Annotated in this window: 10 protein-coding genes; 5 read left to right on the top strand and 5 right to left on the bottom strand. The window is 36.1% G+C overall.

Going from position 1 to position 22,197, the window contains the following annotated elements; translation table 11 throughout:
- The first annotated feature begins 273 nt into the window (after nucleotides 1-273).
- A complete protein-coding gene (locus IC221_RS16765; protein WP_188170080.1) occupies nucleotides 274-1,590 on the top strand; it encodes a hypothetical protein in 1,317 nt (438 codons plus the stop codon).
- Between the two features lie 92 nt (nucleotides 1,591-1,682).
- Here IC221_RS16765 and IC221_RS16760 read toward each other — a convergent pair whose 3' ends face one another.
- Together IC221_RS16760 and IC221_RS16755 are read right to left on the bottom strand one after the other, a co-directional pair.
- The gene (locus IC221_RS16760; RefSeq protein ID WP_188170079.1) at nucleotides 1,683-4,550 is read right to left on the bottom strand and encodes a triple tyrosine motif-containing protein; all 2,868 of its coding nucleotides are present in this window, start codon (nucleotides 4,548-4,550) and stop codon (nucleotides 1,683-1,685) included.
- Nucleotides 4,551-4,764: 214 nt separating this feature from the next.
- Complete coding sequence (locus IC221_RS16755; RefSeq protein WP_188170078.1) at nucleotides 4,765-8,385, bottom strand: fibronectin type III domain-containing protein; 3,621 nt, start codon at nucleotides 8,383-8,385, stop codon at nucleotides 4,765-4,767.
- Nucleotides 8,386-8,964: 579 nt separating this feature from the next.
- On the opposite strand from IC221_RS16755, the gene IC221_RS16750 reads away from it, so the two are divergent.
- Nucleotides 8,965-9,705, top strand: a complete 741-nt coding sequence (locus IC221_RS16750) for a hypothetical protein (protein ID WP_188170077.1) — start codon at nucleotides 8,965-8,967, stop codon at nucleotides 9,703-9,705.
- A gap of 471 nt (nucleotides 9,706-10,176) precedes the next feature.
- Here the strand turns inward: IC221_RS16750 and IC221_RS16745 are convergent, their stop codons facing one another.
- The 3 genes from IC221_RS16745 to IC221_RS16735 form a co-directional block, all read right to left on the bottom strand.
- Nucleotides 10,177-10,641, bottom strand: coding sequence for a T9SS type A sorting domain-containing protein (locus tag IC221_RS16745; protein ID WP_188170076.1), 465 nt, complete (start codon nucleotides 10,639-10,641; stop codon nucleotides 10,177-10,179).
- A gap of 54 nt (nucleotides 10,642-10,695) precedes the next feature.
- Entirely contained in the window at nucleotides 10,696-14,817 is a 4,122-nt protein-coding gene (locus IC221_RS16740) for a di-heme oxidoredictase family protein (RefSeq protein WP_188170075.1), read from the bottom strand.
- Between the two features lie 561 nt (nucleotides 14,818-15,378).
- Nucleotides 15,379-16,554 carry a M48 family metallopeptidase gene (locus tag IC221_RS16735; RefSeq protein WP_188170074.1) on the bottom strand — a complete coding sequence of 392 codons (1,176 nt, stop codon included), beginning with the start codon at nucleotides 16,552-16,554 and terminating at the stop codon, nucleotides 15,379-15,381.
- A 183-nt stretch (nucleotides 16,555-16,737) separates the two neighbouring features.
- Between IC221_RS16735 and IC221_RS16730 the strand changes: the two genes are divergently transcribed.
- The 3 genes from IC221_RS16730 to IC221_RS16720 all read left to right on the top strand — a co-directional run bounded on the left by IC221_RS16730 (nucleotide 16,738) and on the right by IC221_RS16720 (nucleotide 21,924).
- On the top strand, nucleotides 16,738-18,462 hold the full coding sequence (locus IC221_RS16730) for a phospho-sugar mutase (RefSeq protein WP_188170073.1): 1,725 nt from the start codon (nucleotides 16,738-16,740) through the stop codon (nucleotides 18,460-18,462).
- A gap of 196 nt (nucleotides 18,463-18,658) precedes the next feature.
- Nucleotides 18,659-19,021 (top strand): hypothetical protein, encoded by a 363-nt coding sequence (locus tag IC221_RS16725; RefSeq protein ID WP_188170072.1) that lies wholly within the window; start codon nucleotides 18,659-18,661, stop codon nucleotides 19,019-19,021.
- Nucleotides 19,022-19,404: 383 nt separating this feature from the next.
- Entirely contained in the window at nucleotides 19,405-21,924 is a 2,520-nt protein-coding gene (locus IC221_RS16720) for a family 20 glycosylhydrolase (RefSeq protein WP_188170071.1), read from the top strand.
- The last annotated feature ends 273 nt before the right edge of the window (nucleotides 21,925-22,197 follow it).

Genomic DNA, 22,197 nt, shown 5'->3' with positions numbered 1-22,197 from the left:
TAAGTAGTCAAAATTGGAGAAACTAAATTTTCCGCTACTTCATCATTTTATAGAAACTTCAAAAATCAATCTTATTTTCTACTTCATAAATACACCCAACAAAACACAAGACACTTAAAAACAATCATTTAAGGTAATCGAAATACTATTCATACTTACTCCAAAGAATCTACAATTTGTATTTGAAGTAAAGTTTCAAAAATAATTACGTCATTGTTTTTAAGTATATTTATTCACTCTTTTTTCTTATAGAATCCTACTAAATTGGGAAGTATGAAAAAGGAATTATTACTAGGATTGACTTCACTTCTCATTTTGAGTTGTCAAGTACAAAAAAACACAATGAAGGAACGCTTGAACGAAGAATGTGTCCTTTCGGAAGAACAATATAAAGCACATCAACAAGTTCACTTAAGCGATATTAAAGAATGGGTACAGAAGAAAGAAATCTCTTCTGTTGAAGACCTTATGCTGAAACTACCAGAGGTATATCGTAAAAACTTTTCGCTTGTAGAACATACAAAAGCCCTGGGAGAAGCCAACTTAGATTATCCTCGCATCGTCATGTTTGGCAGTGATGGACACCTACTCTTCAATATCAGTTCCAAGTTAGATGATCCCACTTATCAGAAGGTGGATGGAATTGAACTGAATGAGCAAACAGGAAATTGGGAGCTTTTTCAGGTAGATTTCACCCAAGCTAAAATCAAAGTACACGACGCTCCTCAAGAGTGTTTTAGATGTCATGGTCAAGCTCACCCCAAACCTCTTTGGGGAACAAGTAGTCATTGGGAAGGTGTATTTGGTGACAATGAAGCCAAAGGCCCAAATGGTGAAGCTTTATCAATGAGGCATCTCCAAAAAATGAATGCATTTAAAGGTCATCGAACCAACAGTCCAAGACTCAAATTACTACTTTGGGATATGGAGCAAAAGCTGCGTTCTGGGGGAATAAGAAACATCAAAGACAATCGTTTTGGGGCTGAACTGATCACCTCCAACCATTTTATTGGAGCATCTACCGCCAAAGGTATCTATATCAGAATGCGACAACATGAGAACTATCAAAATATAGTGCTTCCGTTATTGTTACTGACCGCTCAGATGGGAAAAGATATCAATATTGGACAAATCACTTCTAAACATTTTGACTTGAACAATATACCTCACCACATCGATTCACTCTATACTTTGGTTAATATTGATACCAAAACCGACTTTTCAATCAATAATAGCTTGGAAGATGAAAACCCTGACCCGCAATGGAGAATGGGAAAAGGTACATTGTATGAACAAATCGCCTTATTAGCTTTATATGATGAATTGTTGGTCAATGAGGAATTAAAAAATATATTTCTCAGTATACCCGCTCAACTGAGTTGTAAGTCTGAAGATCATACAATGACCAATTTATTTGACCTGGTACAACACAAAGTAAAATATCATTATTTGCTAAAAGGGAGCGGAAAGGTTGAAGCTTCAAAAGTCTATCTGCCTTTGGATGATGATGAGGTGTTGGCTTCAGTGTTAGAGCCTGCTTTTCATTATCTGCAAAACTATTATATCACAGACTATCATCCCTTTTTATGAGAAAAGAGTAGATGATGTGTGCTGTGGTTCGCAAGGGCGTTGCAATTCAACGCCCTTACAGCACTGCACCTTAGATGATTATTACAATGCAATTATTTGGTGATATTTTCTATAAAATCCGTTAGGTTTTCATGCCTATCCAAATTCAATTTCTTTCTTAAACGATAACGTGATGTTTCAACGCCTCTTAAAGATATATTTAAGGCTGTTGCCATTTCTTTTGAAGACATATTCATACGGATATAGGCACAAATTTTCAGTTCTTGTGTATTAAGGTTAGGATGTTGCTGCTTTAATATTTTGAAAAAATCACTGTGTAACAAATTGAAGTGTTCTTCAAAACGAGACCATTCTTTTTCATCATTGATGTCTTTTCCAATTTTTTTGATGATGACCTCCAGTGAATCATAAGTACGTACTTTTGAGAAGTTTCCTTTATTAATACGTTCAAGAATTTTCTGCAAATCCTCCTTTAAATTACTGAGCAGTTCATTACGCTGTGTTAAATGAACCGTACTTAATGCGAGTTCTTTATTCTTGTGTTCTAAATCCTGTTGTAATTGCTTTTCTTTTAAGACTTGGATTTCGATATCCTTGTTGTGAAGCTGTAATTGTTTTTCACCTAAAACACTTTTCACTTTGTTGAGAAATGACCATCGCGAAGCAAGAAATAAAGCCAACACCAATAAACCCACCAATAGTACGTAAAGGATATAAGCGTAAACACTTCTGTTCCAAGGGGGAAGTACCGTGAATTTTATGGCTGTCATTGCACTTTCTTCCCCATAGATGTTTTTACCTTTCACCATCAATGTGTAGTCTCCTTCCTTAAGGTTAGTGTATTTCACTTGGTTTTGACTACTCCACTCATTAGGCTGCTTATCAAAACCTTGAAGGTAAGTTTCATACTCATTAAAATGCATTCCATCGTAATAGGAAGCTACAAATTCAACATCAATTGTATTTCTATCATAAGGAATTTCAATGGTCTGTTCCTTGTACTGTGGATTGTATTCATTTTGGGTTTCTAATCCATCTGAACTATTAAATGAGATGATTGAAAGTGGCACTTTTTCTATAAATGATCTTTGATATCTCGGGTTAAAATCAATGAATCCTTCTTTGGCTGTAATGAGCACATGATCTTTATCAATAGGGATAATTTGCTCCAAATCATCACTTACCAAGTGATTAATTCTACCAAAAATATTTCTTTCAATGATGGGTGAATTACTTAAAATATTTTTGATCATGCCGACCTTTCCTTTTTGGATGAAATAGATATTACCCGCAAAGTCACTGGACATTGCAGATACTCTCTCATTTGTACCTAACAAATTGGTATACAGATCATGAAGTTTGAATCTATCCTGTTCTGGATCATAACTAAAAATGCCTCTTTCGCCACAAAAAACAAGTTCTCCATTAATCTTAAATAAATTGATTAGAACATTACTATAAAATCCTTCTGATTGGCCATAGTGTTTTAACTCTGTAATCTTATTCGCCTTGAAATCAATCTTCAGTTTATAAACCCCTTTAAAACCATGGCTTATCCAAAGTGTATTTGTTTTTTTATTGAGCGACATCAACCTCGATGACTCATGAAAATCTTTGAGTTTTTCCCTTTTCCAACCGTTTTTTTCTTTTGTCAAAATATAGAGGCCATTATATGCTCCTTGTAAATAACGGTTATTGTCTATAGCAATTAGATTCCAAGCCCCTATTCGATCATTGATCAATTGGCTTTTACCGTTTTTAATATTGTATAAGCCTAAATGCTGACCATAAAATACCTCCTCATTAATTTTCTCTACAAAATAAGACTGTCCTCTTCCTCCTTCGACTGAATGATATGTGATACCATCAGACACCTGAATACTTTCATACAAACCATTGGATGTTCCCAAATAGACCTTTCCATTGTCTTTGAAAGCCGTATATCCACCTCCTTCTATCCCCGCATATTTGTTGAGCATTCTGAAAGGAGATTCGAGCTCTATGTACGATAAACCGTTGCGGTGAGCCACCCATAAATTATCTTGTTTATCAATGAAAAGATCATAAACAATAATATCCGTCAAACCTTGATCGGTCACAATGTGATCTAGTTTTTCGCCTTTCTCATTGATGATAAATATTCCAGCATTTTGAGTACCAATCGCAATCCTGTCTTCCGGTAAAATTAAAGCCGTATTTATCATCGCATTTTTGAGTGCTTCCCATAAGTTTTGAGCAACAGGCGATATGATATTATTTTCCTCTTTATAGATTTCCCCTTCTAAAGTGAAGATTAAACGTTTATTGGAAGAGTAGTTTAATACTTTTCGAATATTTTTCCCTTTTAAGAAAGAAGCATTCGTTAGTTTTATTCTTTGTTGTGATAAAGGAATAAACTTCTCAATACCAAATTGAGCACTAGAGGAGTAAATAAATTCATCTATAAAAAAAGAATAACGTGTAGCTTCTTTGGTCTGAATAGCCGTTACTCTTGTATGGTCGTAGTAGAATATAAAATCATGCGAGATAAAGTAAATCTCATTTTCCTTTCCGCTGTAAATATTCCAAACTTCATCAAACTCTATGTCTTGTGGTAATACATCTGAAAGAGAATTATAACGAAGTTGATTAAGGGAATCCGCCTCAAAATATCCAAATTCCTTCTGCCCTCCCACATAAATTCTTTTACCTATAGATCTTACACATAGTAGATTACTATTGGCTTGGTTTAGTTTATAAGTATTCCAATTTTTACCATCAAATTCTAATAATCCAAAGTTATTGGCGAAGTACATAAAACCTTTATTTCCCTGAGTAATAGACCAATTTTGTGATCCGGCTCTATAAACTGAGGATGGAATTTTGGTTATGATAGGTACGCCATCAATAGGGTTTATTGATTTTGCAAAAAAAGGAAGTGAAAAGAAAATAACACTAATTGTTAATAAAAAATATTTCATAGCCAGTGAAGTAAGTTAATCAAATTGGTTCCTATTAGATCACAACGCTTCGAAAAACTTATAATTGATAATCGAAAATCTTGAGTACACAAATAAAAATTTCTTTTTAAGATATAGAGAAAAAACTCTCCATACAAGAGATGAGTATGGAGAGTTCAAGTACTAATTTCATAATCAGCACTTAAAATTTTTAAGTATGTACTTCACTATTGAATTATTCAATTATTACCTTTTTCATCAACTGATCATTGATTTTTAAGACATAAAGTCCTCTAGTCAATTTTGAAACATCCATTGAAAAACCTTCTTTTTCCATCAATAACACCCCTTGTGTAGAGTACAATTGCACTGTAGGCACTTCATTTAAGCCCTTGATATTTAAAGTATTTTTTACTGGATTTGGATAAAGAACAACAGTTGTATTTTGTACTATTTCGTTTTCATCAACTCCTAAAACTCTAGCATTACTTGCTCCATCGTACAGATCATTCGCAATAGATGGACTACCTAATAACCAGAAATCAGAATTTGTTTCCTCTAACCATAATGCTTTAATGGCTGGATTAGACTCAATACGTGTATCACCCCAATAACCTTCATTGTAAGGACTCGCCCACTTGGCTTGAGTGTTCCAATTGGCATTGATATAAGTAACAGATCTAATCACGTCCTCATTGTTATGGATATAGTCCAAGAAAGGCGTGAACCATCTATCCCAAGCTTCTTGTGCCTCATAGTTACCGAACCATGTTCCTGGAGCAAACTGTTCTTCTGCTGCACTTAGTCCTTCTGTAAATAAGGTCTTCGCCCCTTCGTAAGTATAACCTGTTGCTGCTCTTGAAATCATGCTTGGTGTTGGGTCAAACTCTGAAATTTCAAAATCATATCCTTGAGGTGTCGATTCAGCAATCATCACTGGCTTGTTATGCTCTCTTGCAAAAGCTAACATTTCATCTGCTAAATCATCTTGATTTGGTAAATTAGGAACATCATCAAACCCAAAGTAATTAGAAGCTTCTGTTGGAGAAATAAACCATGAGATACCACACCAATCTACATAGTCATCTCCAGGATACCAATCTGAAATGTCTTCTCTTGCCGCTGCTAAGTCACCATTATTGCCAAAATATCCATCCAATACATCATCAACTGGCGATGTAGATGACTGCCATACATAAGCAACATTGTTTACTCCTCTTGCATTCATTCCGTCTACAATATGACGCCAAGCCGCTTTGTATTCTTCTTGTTTGTGATACCCTGCCGGATAGTTACCACCTGCTGTTTCTTGAGAATTCCAACGTCCATCAAATTCATAACCAATTCTTAGGTAAATCTTCTTCTCAGGGAAAGTATTACAGAATAAAGCCAATTTATCGATATGTTGTTCATATTGTCCGCTCGCAATCCCTTGAAGACCATTCAAGTTCCAGTTTTCAGTGATGGACATAGCGATAATCAAAGCCGATTGATCCCAACCTAATGCTGTACTTGATGCGTTTAACGGTCCTGATCCCCAATCTGTATCCACCCCAGTGAAATTGCCATCATTGTCCATGCCAGTCGCACCATAGTTGATACCATAATTATCTTGTGTCAGCATAAAGAAAGAAACATAAGCCACTGCCGCTGCTGGCTCTGGCATTTCACCTTCTCTGTAACCCGACATTGCTGCCAAATCCTGTCCGATTGCCAACATTGTTTTTCCATTTTTAGGCGTAAACTTACCTTCAATTTTATCGCCTAAAACCGGTGCTGCTTGTGTAGTAGCAGAAGTCTCTGTTCCCAGATCTCCAGAGCCTTCTGCATTAATCGCGTACACATTCACATAATAATTCGTTTCTGCTTGAAGGTTGTTGATTGTTGTTTGAGTGGAATTAACCGTTAGGGAATCTGTATAATTTCCTGATGAAAGGCCATATTTTACAACGTAGCGCTCAGCATCAGTTGCCGCTGACCAACTCACTGAAACAGATGAAGATGAATTGCTAGTAGCAGCAATATTTGATGGTACACCTGGCAGTACCCCTTCTACTGGCTGATTATCATCATCTGGAGGTGTATCGTCTCCACAACCGCCAGTGGTTAGAATCTGATATAAATTGGGATCTCCATTTTGGAATTGACCCGAAGTGATCCAAGTATTCCACTGTTGAGCGATGTAAGGATTTTGTTGTACTCTCGTATCTCCCCAATATCCATTGCCTGCCTCTGGCCACATCCATTGCTCTTGTGATTGCCAATCTGCATTGATATACGAAATGGCTCTGATCACATCTTCGTTTCCTTCAATAAATGGTTTTAATTGATCTTCAAAATACTGTTGCCACATCGCTTCTCCTGTCATTGGTGTTTTTAAGCCAGGATTATCATAAGTCGTAAATGTATTTTCATCAAAATCATAATACTGTGCTGAAACCTCTGCCATCATGATTGGCTTTTGCTTGTTTCTAGCCATATCCAATAGGAATTGAAGGTTAGGTCCATTAAATCCTTCATCATAGAAGAAAAATGATAAACCAATATAATCTACATACTCATCTCCTGGATACCATGCATCTATTGGGTTAGAATTATAAGTAAACCCATAAGCTGCTGATTGCCATACATAAGCAACATTTTCTACATTTTGGGCATTTAAACGATCTACCAAATAACGGTACGCATTGATGTATTTTGTGGGATCATAGAAGTTCCATGTTCCATCAAACTCATAACCAATTCTAAGGAAGAAAGGTGTTGTTGGGTTAGCTTTCGCGAAATTGGCGAATTTATCAATTGATGCATCGTAAACCCCATTGACAACGTCAGTTAAACCATTCGGGTGGTCTTCGCCTTTTCCATCGTTGTCCTCTACCATGTATAGACCAATTGCTACAGCAGCTGAAGGGTATTTGTCAATACCACATTGGATACACATGTCACCACTTCCGTAATTATTGATCGATTCTAGACCCGCAAAGTCATAAATATTAGTATAGTTGGTAAAACCACCAATTGCAGGGAATTGACCGGAGTTGACATACTCATCTACGGAATTGTTGTCTTGTCCAAGGAACATTAATACTTTCCCGTTCTTAGGTGTAAATTTCCCAGATACTTTTCCTTGCTCATCCGCTGATCCATTACAGCTTGACCTAATTTTTTGAACTGGATTAGACTGTTTTGAGTCTGTAGCATTCGAAGCAGTCAAAGTATAGATGTAAGTTCTATCTTCAACTGGATTATTCTCTGAATAAGACAACCCTGTAACGATCAGATCGTCATTAGAGAGTTCCGTATTCCCTTCTTTAGTTGTAATGTTCAATGAATAAGAAGTGGCGTTATTCACACTGTTCCATTCAATGACCCAACCATTTCCCTGGTTTCTTGAAGACAATAAAACATTTCCTAATTCATCAGAAGGAATATCTTCCTCTGTTGTGACTTGAAGAGGACTTGTGGCTGATGACTTCAAGCTTCCATTAAAGGCCAAAACTTCAAACATATAAGTGGTATTACTTGACAAGTTTTGACTGTTGTAAGAAGTTACATTAGCTCCAACAGTAGCCACTAAACTGTTATTTCTGTAAACTTCAAAACCTTCTTCATCTGTACTGTTGTCATTCCATTGAATACTTACTGAAGATGTTGTTACTGAAGTGGACACCAAATTGGACGGTGCATTGGGAGGGGAAGTTGGATCGTTGGTTTCCTCACATCCTCCTGCTTGTGCTTGGGCTGCATTTTCCCAACATCTGCCACATGCTTCATAAGGGTGTGATGGTGGACAGTTTTGAGCATACGATCCCAATACTACTATTGTAGTTAAGATTAGTAACGTTAGTCTTTTCATTTCAATTTTAGTTATTTCATTTCATTTAAAAATCAAATATGAAACCCGGTGAAAGAGGGATTTCAGTATTTCATAGCTAGATGAGCTTCGAGACTCATTTATAACTCAAACTTAGGTAATGCGTATTGAATGCTATAATATTTAAGTACTACTAGAGTTACAGAAAGGTATTCTTCAAATAGAGCACTTTTGACGTAATGAAGTTGTTTCCAAGCTTTAAAATTAAGTTTCTGATACTGCATCAATGCTTCACCATGAGTATACTGCTCTCATTTTTCATGGAATTGCTGTTACTTCTTTGAAGTGGATTTGAAGTAATTTCACTGTTCTTTTACGCATAGATCTAACAAATTGAACTATACTCTCTTTTTACTTTACTCAAAATGTAATTATGATGAGTTGTAATGTTGTCTGGATAATGTTAATTTTAACGCATCAAGCTCTAAATTGAACTTCAAATACATTATTACTCTATCGTTTCTTAATTGATAAAATTCCAAAAACCATAAGAAATCGTGACTGTAATTTTGATTTAGAACTTCTATTATTCAAAGAACAAACTAATTAATATTCAATCTTATGAAGGCAAACATTTTGTTTTTCGTTTTCATCTCAATTTTTACTTTAACGGCAGTAGTTACCCTATTAGGTATTACAAATATCATCAAAGGAATACGTGAAAAATACTTGACACCTTTGTTTTCTGCTTTAATTCTTGAGGTTGTAGCCGCAGTTATTTTACTTTTTAACAATCAAGATTTTTCAGGTGAAAATACTATTCCTGAACTTTTCTATAGTGAAACATCTGTAGAGAAATCAGATCAGACTTTATTAGATCAAAATTCATTTCTTGATTTGATTCATAAAGGTGAAAAGTTAGACAGTTTAATTAATCTGAAGAACTCAAAAATCAAGAAATTAGAAACTGAAATCAATGAACTCTCTGACAATACCCAAAAAGATTTTTACTATTATATACAACAAATCGAAAAAATAAGGATTGCCTGTAATGGTAATATTAACCTTAAGAGTGATAAAGAAAATTCAAAAAAAGCCCTCAAAATTGTAGAACAGATATTATTCTTGAATGGAAGATTGACGAAAGAAAAAAATACAAAGGAAGAGGTAATTAAGACCTTCTCCGAATTTAAAAAAGACAATAATAGGGATAACATTTCACATAAGATCTACTTACAGGATGTTCCTCTTTTCATTAAAGAATATCTTGAAGAAAATTATGAATTGAAGTTTTATATCTCAAATCCAAAGATTCCAAGTGGTGTTTTAAAAAATGAATTAAAACAAAGTAGCACCCTTTAGAGTAAACTTTCAATCCATATTTCTGCAAGACTTTATAGGGACTACTTCCAAGCTTCCTTCTTCTTCATTTTTGTCTTAACACAAAAACGAAGCAAAAAAGTCAAGGCTTTGAAGTCAAAAGCTAAATTCCATTCCTCTCGCCTAAATGATTTTAAACTCGCTAAAGCTCAAACAGCAAAATCATTTTTAACGGCTCTATACATGAAATTCTTAACGCTTTTCCCTTCAAGGCCGGGGAAGTATTACCAAACGAACTGGGTAGAAAGTCCACTGATGCGAATGTTAATGTTAAAAAAATTCGTACTCTACAAATCATTTGAAATCCTACGATTACTCTTCTTCTTCATTTTTCGCTGTTGAAAAGCGAACAAAAAAAGAGACATCCTAAAAAAGATGCCTCTTTAACGTTCGGATTTTCAATCTGAAAATTCATCTAATTTTTATTTGAGACACTACACTCAAATAAATTCGTTAATCTTGGTAATCTACAATTACGCGTTTCGAAATTGATCTACCGCTTTTATCAGTGTATAACAATATATAAATACCAGTCGTCAGGTCTAACTTTTGTCCCATCACGAAGGACTTAGACTCTGACACACTAAATTCCTGAATTAAAGTACCAATGGGTGAAAAGAGTTGAATAGTACCACTTAATGGTGTATTACCTTCCACCGTAAAAATTCCATTTTTACTTGGGTTAGGAAAGATACTAATCCCTAGTGAAGGCAAACTTTCCACCAAAGTTGGCGTATTGATTCTTGCATTTGAATTACAACTTGCTTCTGCTTGAGCTTGGGTCTCAAAACATTGATCACAACTTGCTATTGGTCGGCAAGGTGGACATTTCACTGTAATATCTGCTACATTTTGCTGTGCAAATACACCAATACAACTTCCCAAAATAAGTAGTATTGTTGTTACTAATTTCTTCATTTTTATATTTTTTGAAATGAAGAGTAGCTAAAATGCTACCCTCCATGATTGATTTTAAAGTGTCTTAATAAATTTGACGATGTTACTCTTTTCTTCTTCGGAAAGAGCATTGTATGCTGCTCTTACACCCGAAGCATCTCCACCGTGTTTCTGTATCGCTTCTTCAAGAGAACTTGCAGATCCATCATGCATAAATAGAGTTGGATGCCCATTTCTTTCCAATAAATCAATGTTTCTACCAATTCCCCAAAGTGCTGGTGTTCTGAAATTACCATTGTTGACATTGTGTAACTTCATATCAGTATAAGGGCGAATCACAATGTCTCTGAATTCCTTAGGTGCATCGCTTCTTGTTTTTTGTGCGACTTGGTGACAAGATGCACAACCGACCTGATTGAAGGCCAATTCACCTTCTGCCACCCCTGGTATATTGTAAGAGTTGGCACTACGCGTTGGAACCGTTAGGAATTTGGTGTATGCAATGATTTCTTCTAAGTCTTCTTGAGAAATATCCGTATCAGGGTCAATTCCGTGGTCCTCAATCAAGGCATTGCGTGTTTGCTCCTCTACTGTTTCAACTCCTCCATCCCATCTTAATCCAACTTCTGCTCCTGCAATCCACTGTAAGAAACCAACACCATAAACTGCCGGTGGTAAACGTGGACCTCTTGGAGTTTGAATCACTTCTGGACCTCTACCATCTCTAAAGTGACATGTACCACAAGTTGTAGACCCGATCTTTGCTTCTCCGAGATCCACCTGATATTGGTTGTAACCGCCAGCTTCACTTCTATGCACTACACCGTGGAACAAATGATGTCCCTCTAAGAAATCATCTACATCATCTTCACTTTCTACCGTAATAGAATGTTGTGTGAAAATGGCGTCTCTTTCTAGATTATAGTTTCTTTCATTGAATCCTGCCGTTTGTAAACTTGGTAATATCATTAAAGTGGATGCTTTACCAGCTGAAGCCAATCTAGGATCTCCATGCGTATTGAAACCTTGACCAATAAAGTAATTTTGAAGGGTATTATACGTCTGGGCGCCACTTCCTCCAGCAACAGCCGTGATTTCGTAATTGACCATATTACCATAATTATAGCCAGGGCCAAGATCAGCATAAGTTGTTCCTGAAACACCTCCAACAGTTGTTGCATATCTTGGTGCTGGAGAATCGCCAATATCTAAAATATCTATACGAACTACTGTAACGTCAGCTCCAGTATGTGGGTGGAAAGTACCATTCGCAGAAGTCAATTGAGGATCAATTCTTAAATTATCAGGACCGTCTGTGATGATCGTTTCGTAACGGTCTAAGTAACGTAATTGATCTGCATTGTGTACTGCATCAAAGATAGCTTCAGTGATTCCATCATAAGCATGAGGGTGTCTGAATCGCATCCAATTGGCACCTAAGGATGATATCGTTGGACGAGTTCTTGGATCAATTCTCTCCCCTTCAGTTGTAAATAACGAAGAGTACATGTATTGATCACCAGGATCATCTGTCATATAACCTTGTTTCTTATATCTGAAGAAGTAGTAAAAATTACCAGCATCTTTACATTTTGAAGGAACTTCTCCTGTTTCGTTAAGTTTTATTCCTTCAAATTCGATCTGATTACATGAACAGAAAAATTCAAAATCAGGATCTCCTCCAGCTTGAATACCAATAGTTTGACCATAGCTTACTGATACCTTAGAATAATCTTCTGCTAAATCAAAAGTATAACCGTGAGTACCCGGTGCTACCCCTATCACTGGAGTAGGTAAGGCTGGAGAAGGATACAATACCAATGGAATATCACCACATGGATCGTCACCACATTCCTGACAAGGGCCACCACAATCCACTCTTGTTTCTCCTTGATTCAAAATACCATCAGAACAAGTTGGTGCTGCACCACCTTCAAGAATTGTGATCTCGCCCAAATTTATCGGACAGTCGCCCCCGTTCCCCCATCTCACCTTAATAGGGTAAGTACCTGGAGCAAGATCAGCTACCGTAAACCATTCTGAATTATCATTTCTAGCATAAGGGTAAGTCTGTCCACCGTCAATTGAAAATTCTAAAACTTCTCTACCTATTACATCTTCATAAACAAAGGTAATCGTACCATCAGCTAAATTCTCAACCGATTCATTGGTCTTTTGAAGCGTTGCATTGGGGTTGGGAGTTCCATTACAAACTTCTTCACATGAAATGCAATTGGCCCCACCACAATCTACACCGGTCTCGTCTCCGTTTTGAATACCATCTTCACACGTTGGGCAATCACCACAACTACCGCCACAATCAACACCCGTTTCATCTCCATTTTGAATGCCGTCATTACATGTTGGTACAAAATAACATTGTGCTACCTGAGCTACTTTTTCTTGCTCATTACTTCCTTGAACTTTGATAGTATAATCGGTATTCGTAGAAATAGTAACGAATCGCTTGTAATATCCATCTTCTTGAACATCTGGCGGGTAACATTGTCCATTTAAACAGAGATAAGATGCGGAACCTAAATCTTCATTGAAGTATAAAACACCCTGCCCATCAATGATTGTCAAACCAAAGTCACTACATGATCCTTGTCCAGAACCTGATGAACAAGGTGTACATGACCCGCCACAATCCACTCCGGTCTCATCTCCATTTTGGATACCATCTGAACAAGTATTTGTTGCCACTTCTTTGACGATAAACCACTCATTACCTGCTCCCTCTCCGTTCACATCACCTTCAACATTATCTCCAACATAGTAATACAAAGGATTTCCATCAAAGGTTAATTGAAGTTGACCATCACAAGTGCCACTTAAACCAAACTCTCCTGTTAAACCTGAAGGCAAAGTCGGTGGTAAAACTAAGTCTGCTTTCGTATCAGTCACAACATAAGGCCAGTTTTCATCACAACCTCCAGTACAATTTGTAAACTCTGAATTATCATTGGTCCATGTATAGATCGTCATTGGAGGAGCTTCACCATATTGAGCTACAAGATACTCTCCATGTGAAGGAGAAATTGCTACAGAAATTACAAGGTCTTCAGTAGGAAGAGGTTCATCAGTACAGACAGGACAAACACCTCCACAATCCGTTTGTGTTTCGTTGCCATCTCTTACACCATTTTCACATGATCCTACTGTAACAGTTCCCAAATCTGAGGTACAATCTCCATTACTCCATTGAATTGATACAGGATAATCACCTGCGGCAACATTTTGAACTAAAAGTGTCTGATCACTTAATGCAGTAGTATAAGAAGTGCTTCCTAAAATAAAAGTGATGCTATCGTAATCGTTTGTTACGTTATCAAAACTAAACGTTACTGTTCCATCAAGTGCTCCATCCGAAGTTTCGTTAGTAGTAGCAACCCAATTAAAAATAGATGATGGACTATTCAACCCAGTACATGGTAATGGTTCACCGGCTTCTCCTACAAAATTGACATAATCAACATTGAGTGCTGCATCACCAGTTTGAAAAATCATTTCAAAGGTAGACCCCTGCTGTATATCAATGGTATAAGTAGCGGTCTGATAAGTACCAACCCAGCCACCTGTACTCGTAAAAGGTATATTCCCTTGATCTACACCATCAATAAAAATAGAAATTTCTCCTTCTAATTCGGATGCATAAACGATTTCAACCGAAGAAGCTGACGGGGTATTGGCAATAGAAAAACCGGCTCCTTGCGAAGAGATATAAGCTATTCCTTTTCCATTCGATGCAGATGTATCATCATATATAGAGGCTCCACCTAAAACAGTAGCCATTTCTACTTCTACTTTTCTAGAAGCAACCGGTGGTGGTGTGACCTGACACGGTGCACAAGAACCGCCACAATCTATTCCTGTTTCATCTCCATTTTGGATACCATCATCACAAGTTGGAATTGGATCGGGGTTAGAAGAATCATCTTTCGCAACAGACGTAACCGTATATTCTGGTGAAATATACTGTCCATTTGCATTGTCTTGAATCTTTAGTTGGATAGTATAAGTTTGTCCAACTGTCAATCCAGGTACTTCTCTCACCCATCTTGAACCTGATTTTTCACCAGTATTACAGTCGCTCCCCAAGCAGATATAATTCCATCCGCCAGTCCATCCTTGATCTTCAAAATAAATTGTTCCAACACCATTTTCGACCTCTATTCCATACTCTTGGGCGTTCATTGTAGAAAATGAGAAAAGAAAAGTTAGCACAAGAAATGATAGTTTTTGAGAGAAGTGAATGCTCCGAAATAAAGCAAACAAAGCCCCTATCTTTTTCAAGACAGACCTCTCATTGAAAGTAATTAATTCATTCATTTTTAAAGTTGTAAGTGAATAATTGTTTTTAGTAATAATCCTAAATCATAACTGATTAGCTATCGAAAATTTAGGTATTCACTTTAGCCACTCAAAAAAAAGAACTACTTAAAGACTACTCATTAAAGTACACAATCGATACAGGTGCATGTTTCATTCTCATTCGCCCATCGTCAAAAAAAGTAGTATTGTTTATTCTTGTTTTAATCACTATTGCAGTACTTCAATTGCTGGAAATTGAAATTCATATTTCAAACTAAATACAGCCATAACCCCTTAAAAAAGAACAGCATAGGCTTTTTTCTCCCAAAAGGAAAAATACCTATGCTGTCCATTTCTTAATAGCTTGACGTAATCATTTTTTAAAGAAAATCATTACGAAAGAGTAAGTCACACGCTGGAAATCCAAAAGATTTCTACTTCAAATCAAGAATTTGGTTTCACGCAATATTTGTACAACATTGTTGTAGAAGGGATGTGACCTAATCGTTCTGCTTCTACCCATGCTTCACATGCTTTGTCTTTTTCACCTATTTTGGAATACATATTTCCTAAGATAAAATGTAGTTTCTCGTTGTTTGGTCTTAATCGTAATGCCCAATTAAGATCTCGGATGACTTCCTTATGTCTTTCTAGCTGCATAAGCAGTCGTGCCCTTAAATAATACAGGTTGAAATGAGTATTCGGGATATCCTCTCCGTTGAGAATCACAGCGTAAGCCGCTCCATAAGTAGACGCATATTCCTCTGTTGTCACCAATACGCCTTCTGTTAGAATATCGATTGCCTTTTCGGGTGAATTTAGTCCTGATGAATACACTTCAGAATAAGCCGCATAAGCATCATAATTCCATTTATTTTTAGTAATTAATGTTCGAAAAGTCTTTGCACTGTTATTATACTCTTGAATATTGAATTGAGAAAGTGCCAATTGCCATAACATCTGCTCTGTTAACACATTGTTGGAACTATCTCTTAAGTCAGTCAAAAGGTAATGCAGAGAAGTATACTCTTTCTCTTCAAATAGCTGTAGTGAGGTGTTTTTTAAGACTGAATGCAAACTATCGTACAGCTTTCGATGTTGCGTATAAAGGTATTGCATATCGTACTCGACAGCCTCCAAAATGGTAAAAGCAGTAACATAATCATTAATCTGAGCGGCTCTTTGTGCCTTCTGAAGTAACGAATATTCATATGCGATTTGTTCTTCCACTTTTTTGTCTTTGAGATAATTATTGACCCCAATAAACGTGATGACTAAGCAAAAGAAACCAATAACGGAAACCATTCCCCAACGTACCACTTCTCTGTCTTCTTTCTTTTTGGAAGCATTTGAATAAGCAGGTTGGTAGTTTTTGGGGAGAGAAACCCTCCTCTTCTTTGTTTTTGTCCGTTCTTGAAAAAGCCAAGCATCATATAATTCCCTTTGAGAGTGATTGGAAAGGTTATTATAAGCCGTAATAATCAATTTAAAATACTCTTCTGCATTTTCATGACTACTTACATCTGGATGGTACTTTTTAGCCATTCGTTTGTAAGCACGTTTAATTTCTTTTTCTGAGGCTTTTTCGTCAATTTCTAGTATCTGATAATAGGTAAACATGTTATGAGTTAAATTCGTTGGTGGGTGTTTGGGTTTATTTCAAACGGTTGTAATATAGCAAATTAACATTTTTAAACAATTTTAAAAAGATATTCGAAGGAATTGATATAAATCACCGTAAACATATTATTGTTTTATATTAATTTGCACGCGTATATACCAATCTTATCTTATATATTTATAATGGATCAAATAATAAACCAAAACGTACAAGCTTGGTTGGAAGGACCTTTTGACGAAGCAACTAAAACAGAAATTAAACGCTTGCAGACCGAAGACGAACAAGAACTCAAAGAAAGTTTTTATAAGTCACTTGAATTCGGTACAGGTGGATTACGTGGTATTATGGGAGTGGGTACTAACAGAATGAACAAATACACTGTTGGTATGGCTACGCAAGGATTAGCAAATTATGTAAAACAACAAGTAGAGGGTACTCCTAAAGCTGCTATTGCTTATGACTGTAGAAATAACAGTTCATTTTTTGCTGAAGTTGCTGCCAACGTATTAGCAGCCAACGGATTTACAGTTTATTTATTTGATGAACTTCGTGCTACTCCAGAATTATCTTTTGCGATTAGAGAATTAGGTTGTCATACAGGTATTGTACTTACTGCCTCTCACAACCCTAAAGAATACAATGGTTTTAAAGCATATTGGGCAGACGGTGGTCAAGTGGTACCTCCACATGATGGTAATATCGTTGCTGAAGTAAGAAAAATCGAATCTATCGAAGACGTGAAGTGGGAAGGTGGAGCCGGAGAAGTTGTGAAAATCAACAAAGAGGTAGATGAACCTTACTTAGATATGTTAGAAGGTTTGGCTGTTTCTCCAGAAGCAATCAAAGCACAAAAAGACTTGAAAATTGTTTTCACTTCAATTCACGGTACAGGTATCACTATGGTACCACGTATTTTGGAAAGACTTGGATTTGATAATGTTCATATCATCGAAGAACAAGCAGTAGTAGACGGTAACTTCCCTACTGTTGTTTATCCTAACCCAGAGGAAGCGGAAGCATTAAGCATGGCTTTAGCAAAAGCAAAAGAAATCGATGCGGACATTTTATTAGGTACTGATCCTGATGCTGACCGTGTGGGTATTGCCATCAAAAACCACAAAGGTGAGTGGACATTATTAAACGGTAACCAAACTGCTGCTTTATTATTCAACTACGTGATTTCTGCTCGTAAGAAAGAAGGTAAAGCACAAGACAATGATTTCGTTTGTAAAACAATCGTAACTACTGACTTGATTGACCGTTTCGCGAAAGCAAATGGAATGCCTTGCTACAATGTATTGACTGGTTTCAAATACATCGCAGAGGTAATCAAAGAGAAAGAAGGAAAAGAGAACTTCATCGTAGGTGGTGAGGAATCATACGGTTACTTGATTGGCGATTCTGTAAGAGATAAAGATGCTATCGCTGCATCTTCAATGATCTGCGAAATGGCTGCTTACTATAAAAACGAAGGTAAATCAATGTTCGACCAATTGATCGACATCTACGTTGAGCACGGTTACTTCAAAGAGAAATTAATCTCTATCACTAAGAAAGGTATGAGCGGTGCTGAGGAAATTGCGAACATGATGAAAGAACTTCGTGCTAACCCTCCTGCAACGATCAACGGTTCTACTGTTCTTGAAATGAGAGATTACCAATCTTCAGTAGCTACAGACTTAGTTACAAAAGCAGAGTGTGCAATTGATCTTCCTAAATCAAATGTATTGCAGTTCTTCTTAGAAGATGGCACTAAGATTTCTGCTCGTCCATCAGGTACTGAGCCTAAAATCAAATTCTACTTTAGCGTAAACACTTCTATCTCATCAGCAGACGAATTTGATGCTGCAGATGCTACTTTAGAAGAAAGAGTTGCTAAAATTATTGAAGACATGAAATTGAAATAAACATCAATTCATTCTCTTTTATTAGCCAATAACCTTTAAAAGGTTATTGGCTATTTTTATATAACGGCAAGAATTCTTTTAAAAAGCCTTATAATAAAACAACTTTTCTAAATTCAACTGTCAATTTTCCAACCTCAATTGTTCTACCTCGTTTTAAAAAGCAAATTAATTTACAATTCTATTAAATTATGTGTACGTGCAAAAGGTAAAAAAAATAATCGTGAGAGAAGTTCGATACTTCTTTTTCGCCCTTTTCCTAATAGGATCAGGAGCTTTACCTTTTCTAACTGATCATTTCTCAAAAGAGCCAACAACAACAGCAGCTCAAAACTTATCCAATGAAAATACTAGCATTCTGATTGACCGAAAGATGAATATCGAAAGTGCTCAACTTAGCCAATTGTCATTTTTCAAGAAGGAATGGAAAAACAAAGGAAATGAAGACCGACAAAGCATGCATCTTTACTTTATGTACTTTGCATATGTTTGTCTTGTTATCTTCTTCATTTACCCCGTAAGGTACAATATTTACATCCTCAATTATCTTTTGGAACAATAACTCCACAAGATTAAAATAAATGTCATTGAGGGGAAACATTAAATTTCGAGCATCATGGTAAAAACTATGGTGCTCATTTCCGTTTTTAAGCTATTTCTCCTCTTTTCTATGTCATCCTGCTATCAAGTCTAAAGATAAAATAAGGCAGGTATACCCTTTGATAGATTATAGGAAATGTGGTTACAAGACCTCAATAGCAGGGATTAGGCCTACTTTTTCATTTCTACCAAAATACATTAAACAGCGTTTTTATGTTGTTTGACTTGAAAAACATGCCTCTCAGCTAAAAGTTTTCTTTCTACACTTATTAAGTAATAAATTGCTTATAGAAATAATATCGAATTATGTTTTGGCGATGCCAAGGAACAATAGAATATACTATAATGAGGACATTCAACTATCTTTTATTCGTGTTATTTTTGGGACTTTTCTCTTGTGTAAGTACAAAAGACAAAAGCACTAAGGATATCACAATACATTGGAAACAACGAACAAACGATGCGAATGAAAAAAATGAATCATTTGCAGAATTAACCATAAAAAATGTAGGCAAGCAAAACCTTGATAAGGATAATTGGGAACTATATTTCAACAATAAACCATGTACAGATTTAAATGTAGACCTTGCAGGTGAGGATGTCAATATTGAGAGAATTAATGGAGATTTCTTTAAAATTACACCTAAAAAAACGTTTAAAGGTTTAACTACAGGCGATAGTATTATTGTTCCTCTTTATACCAACAGTGCAGTTATTAAGTATACGGATAGAGCACAAGGGTTTTACTTTATTTTCAATAAAAACAATAAGAAGGAGTTTTATACACCAAGTTATTCTTACAGTGACTTAGAACCTTCAATGGCTAAGATATCTGCGACAGATACGTATGAGGTAGAAACGAAAGAGATCCGATACAAGAAAAACAGCAAGTTATCTGAAATTGAATTAACGACTGCTCAGAAAATTATTCCTTCTCCTTATTCAGTAATTGAAGGGAAATCAAGCATCGATATTACGACATTAAAACAAATCGAGGCGGCAGCAAATACAACAAAACAAGCTAAGTTACTACAAAGTTACTTTAAAGAGGCTACTGGAGTTGAATTAGAAATCGTTCCAAAGGCAACTAAGAAAGCTATTCATCTAACATTAAACAAAGTTAATGATTCTGAGGAGGCTTACACTTTGGATATCAATGAAAACAATATTAAAATTTCTGGTCAAGAAAAAGGAATTGTTTATGGTATCCAAACATTAAGAGGACTTCTTCCTATCGAAGGAGAAACGAACAGCATCAAAACAGCCAAAATTAACGATCAACCTCGTTTCGGTTACAGAGGGTTTATGCTAGATGTGGCACGAAACTTCCAAACTAAAGAAACGGTCTTAAACCTTCTGGATGTAATGTCATTCTACAAAATGAATACTTTACATTTCCACTTAACAGACGATGAAGGTTGGAGAATTGAATTGAAGAAATTCCCAGAATTGACCGAGATTGGTAGTATTCGTAAACACCCTACTTCAGAATACAGTACGTTACCTTCTTACGGTTCTGGTGCTGAAGGTATTGAAAATGTTTCCAACGGTTATTACACGGTGGAAGATTATATTGAAATTATCCGTTATGCTGATGAGAGAAATATTACAATCATCCCTGAAGTAGATCTTCCTGGACATGCTCGTATTGCCATTAATGCAATGAAATTCAGAGCTGAAAACCTTCGCAAGGTTGAAGAAAATGAAGAAGCTGATAAGTATATTCTTCACGATCCAAATGATGAGTCAGAGTATTCCTCTGTACAAGGCTTCAATGATAATACAATCTGTCCTTGCCAAGAATCTTCGTATACATTTATCAATGATTTGATTGGGGAATTTAAAACGATTTATGCTCAAGCGGGTATTCCATTAGAAACAATGCACCTTGGTGGTGATGAAGTAGCACATGGTGTTTGGGAAAAATCTCCTCTATGTCAAGAGTATATGAAGGAAAATGGCATCAAGAGCATTAATGAATTGAAAGGGTTTTATGCAGTAAAACTTGCTGATATCGCAAAAGCAAACCAAATCAAATTACAATTATGGGATGATATTCTTCATCATGCAGAGGGCATGTCTTCTGAAAACCTGACATTAAACGCATGGGACAACTCATGGGGCTCTGGTACTGAAGATTTCGGTTATAAGAGAGCAAATGAAGGATATGATGTAATTCTGACAAGCGTTTCAAGCCTTTACTTTGATATGGCTTATACAAAAGAAGTCGATGAACCTGGTTTCTACTGGGGTGACTACAACGATACAAGAAACATTTTCAATTATCTGCCAACTAATTTCTTTGAAGTGAGTCATAAACTACGCTTAGGCGGTGATTTGACCGTAAAGGAAATGAAAGATAAAGAGCGTTTAACGGCTAAAGGCTTATCACACATCAAAGGTATACAAGGGGCACTTTGGTCAGAAACTTTAAAGTCTCCTCAAGACACTGAATATTTACTTTATCCTAAGATGATGGCGTTAGCTGAAAGAGCATGGTCTAAATCTGTAGTGAAAAAAGGAGATAAAGAAAAAGAGATTTTCAAAAATCTAGATCAGAAATGGAATGTGTTTGCAAATGCCGTTGGACAAAGAGAATTTAACCGATTGGCTTCATGGGGACGCAACTTCAGAATACCACCTGTAGGAGTTGATTTAGAAAATGATGTATTAAAGGTAAATGTAGCCTACCCTGGCCTACAAATACGCTACGCATCAGTAAAAGAAACTTTAGACAAAAATTCAAAAGTACTTACTTCACCAATGAAAATTGATGGACCTATCAAAGTAGCTGCTTTTGATGCTTACGGCAACTATGGTAGAGTACAAGTCATATCAAATAATAAGAGTATGGCAGGTCTATAAACATTATAAAATTAACTGACAAACAACCTTTCTAAACCATTCTTTTTGGCAACATTAAGAATGGTTTTGTTTGTTTAATACCTTTTGTACAGTTGTAGTCTACTATTAAAAAGACTTGAGTTCAATACATTGTTAACTAAGTTTTCAATTTTTTATGGTGTTTAGAAATCAGGAGATTTCTGTTGATTTGTAGGACACGAATGTCGCTATCGCTTAACATTCGAGCCATTAAGCTTTCGACCCATGTAGTTTATTAGTATACCCCCGGCCTTG

The sequence above is a fragment of the Flammeovirga sp. EKP202 genome, from assembly GCF_014534745.1.
GTDB lineage: Bacteria > Bacteroidota > Bacteroidia > Cytophagales > Flammeovirgaceae > Flammeovirga.
This window is presented reverse-complemented; position numbering and strand designations above follow the sequence as displayed.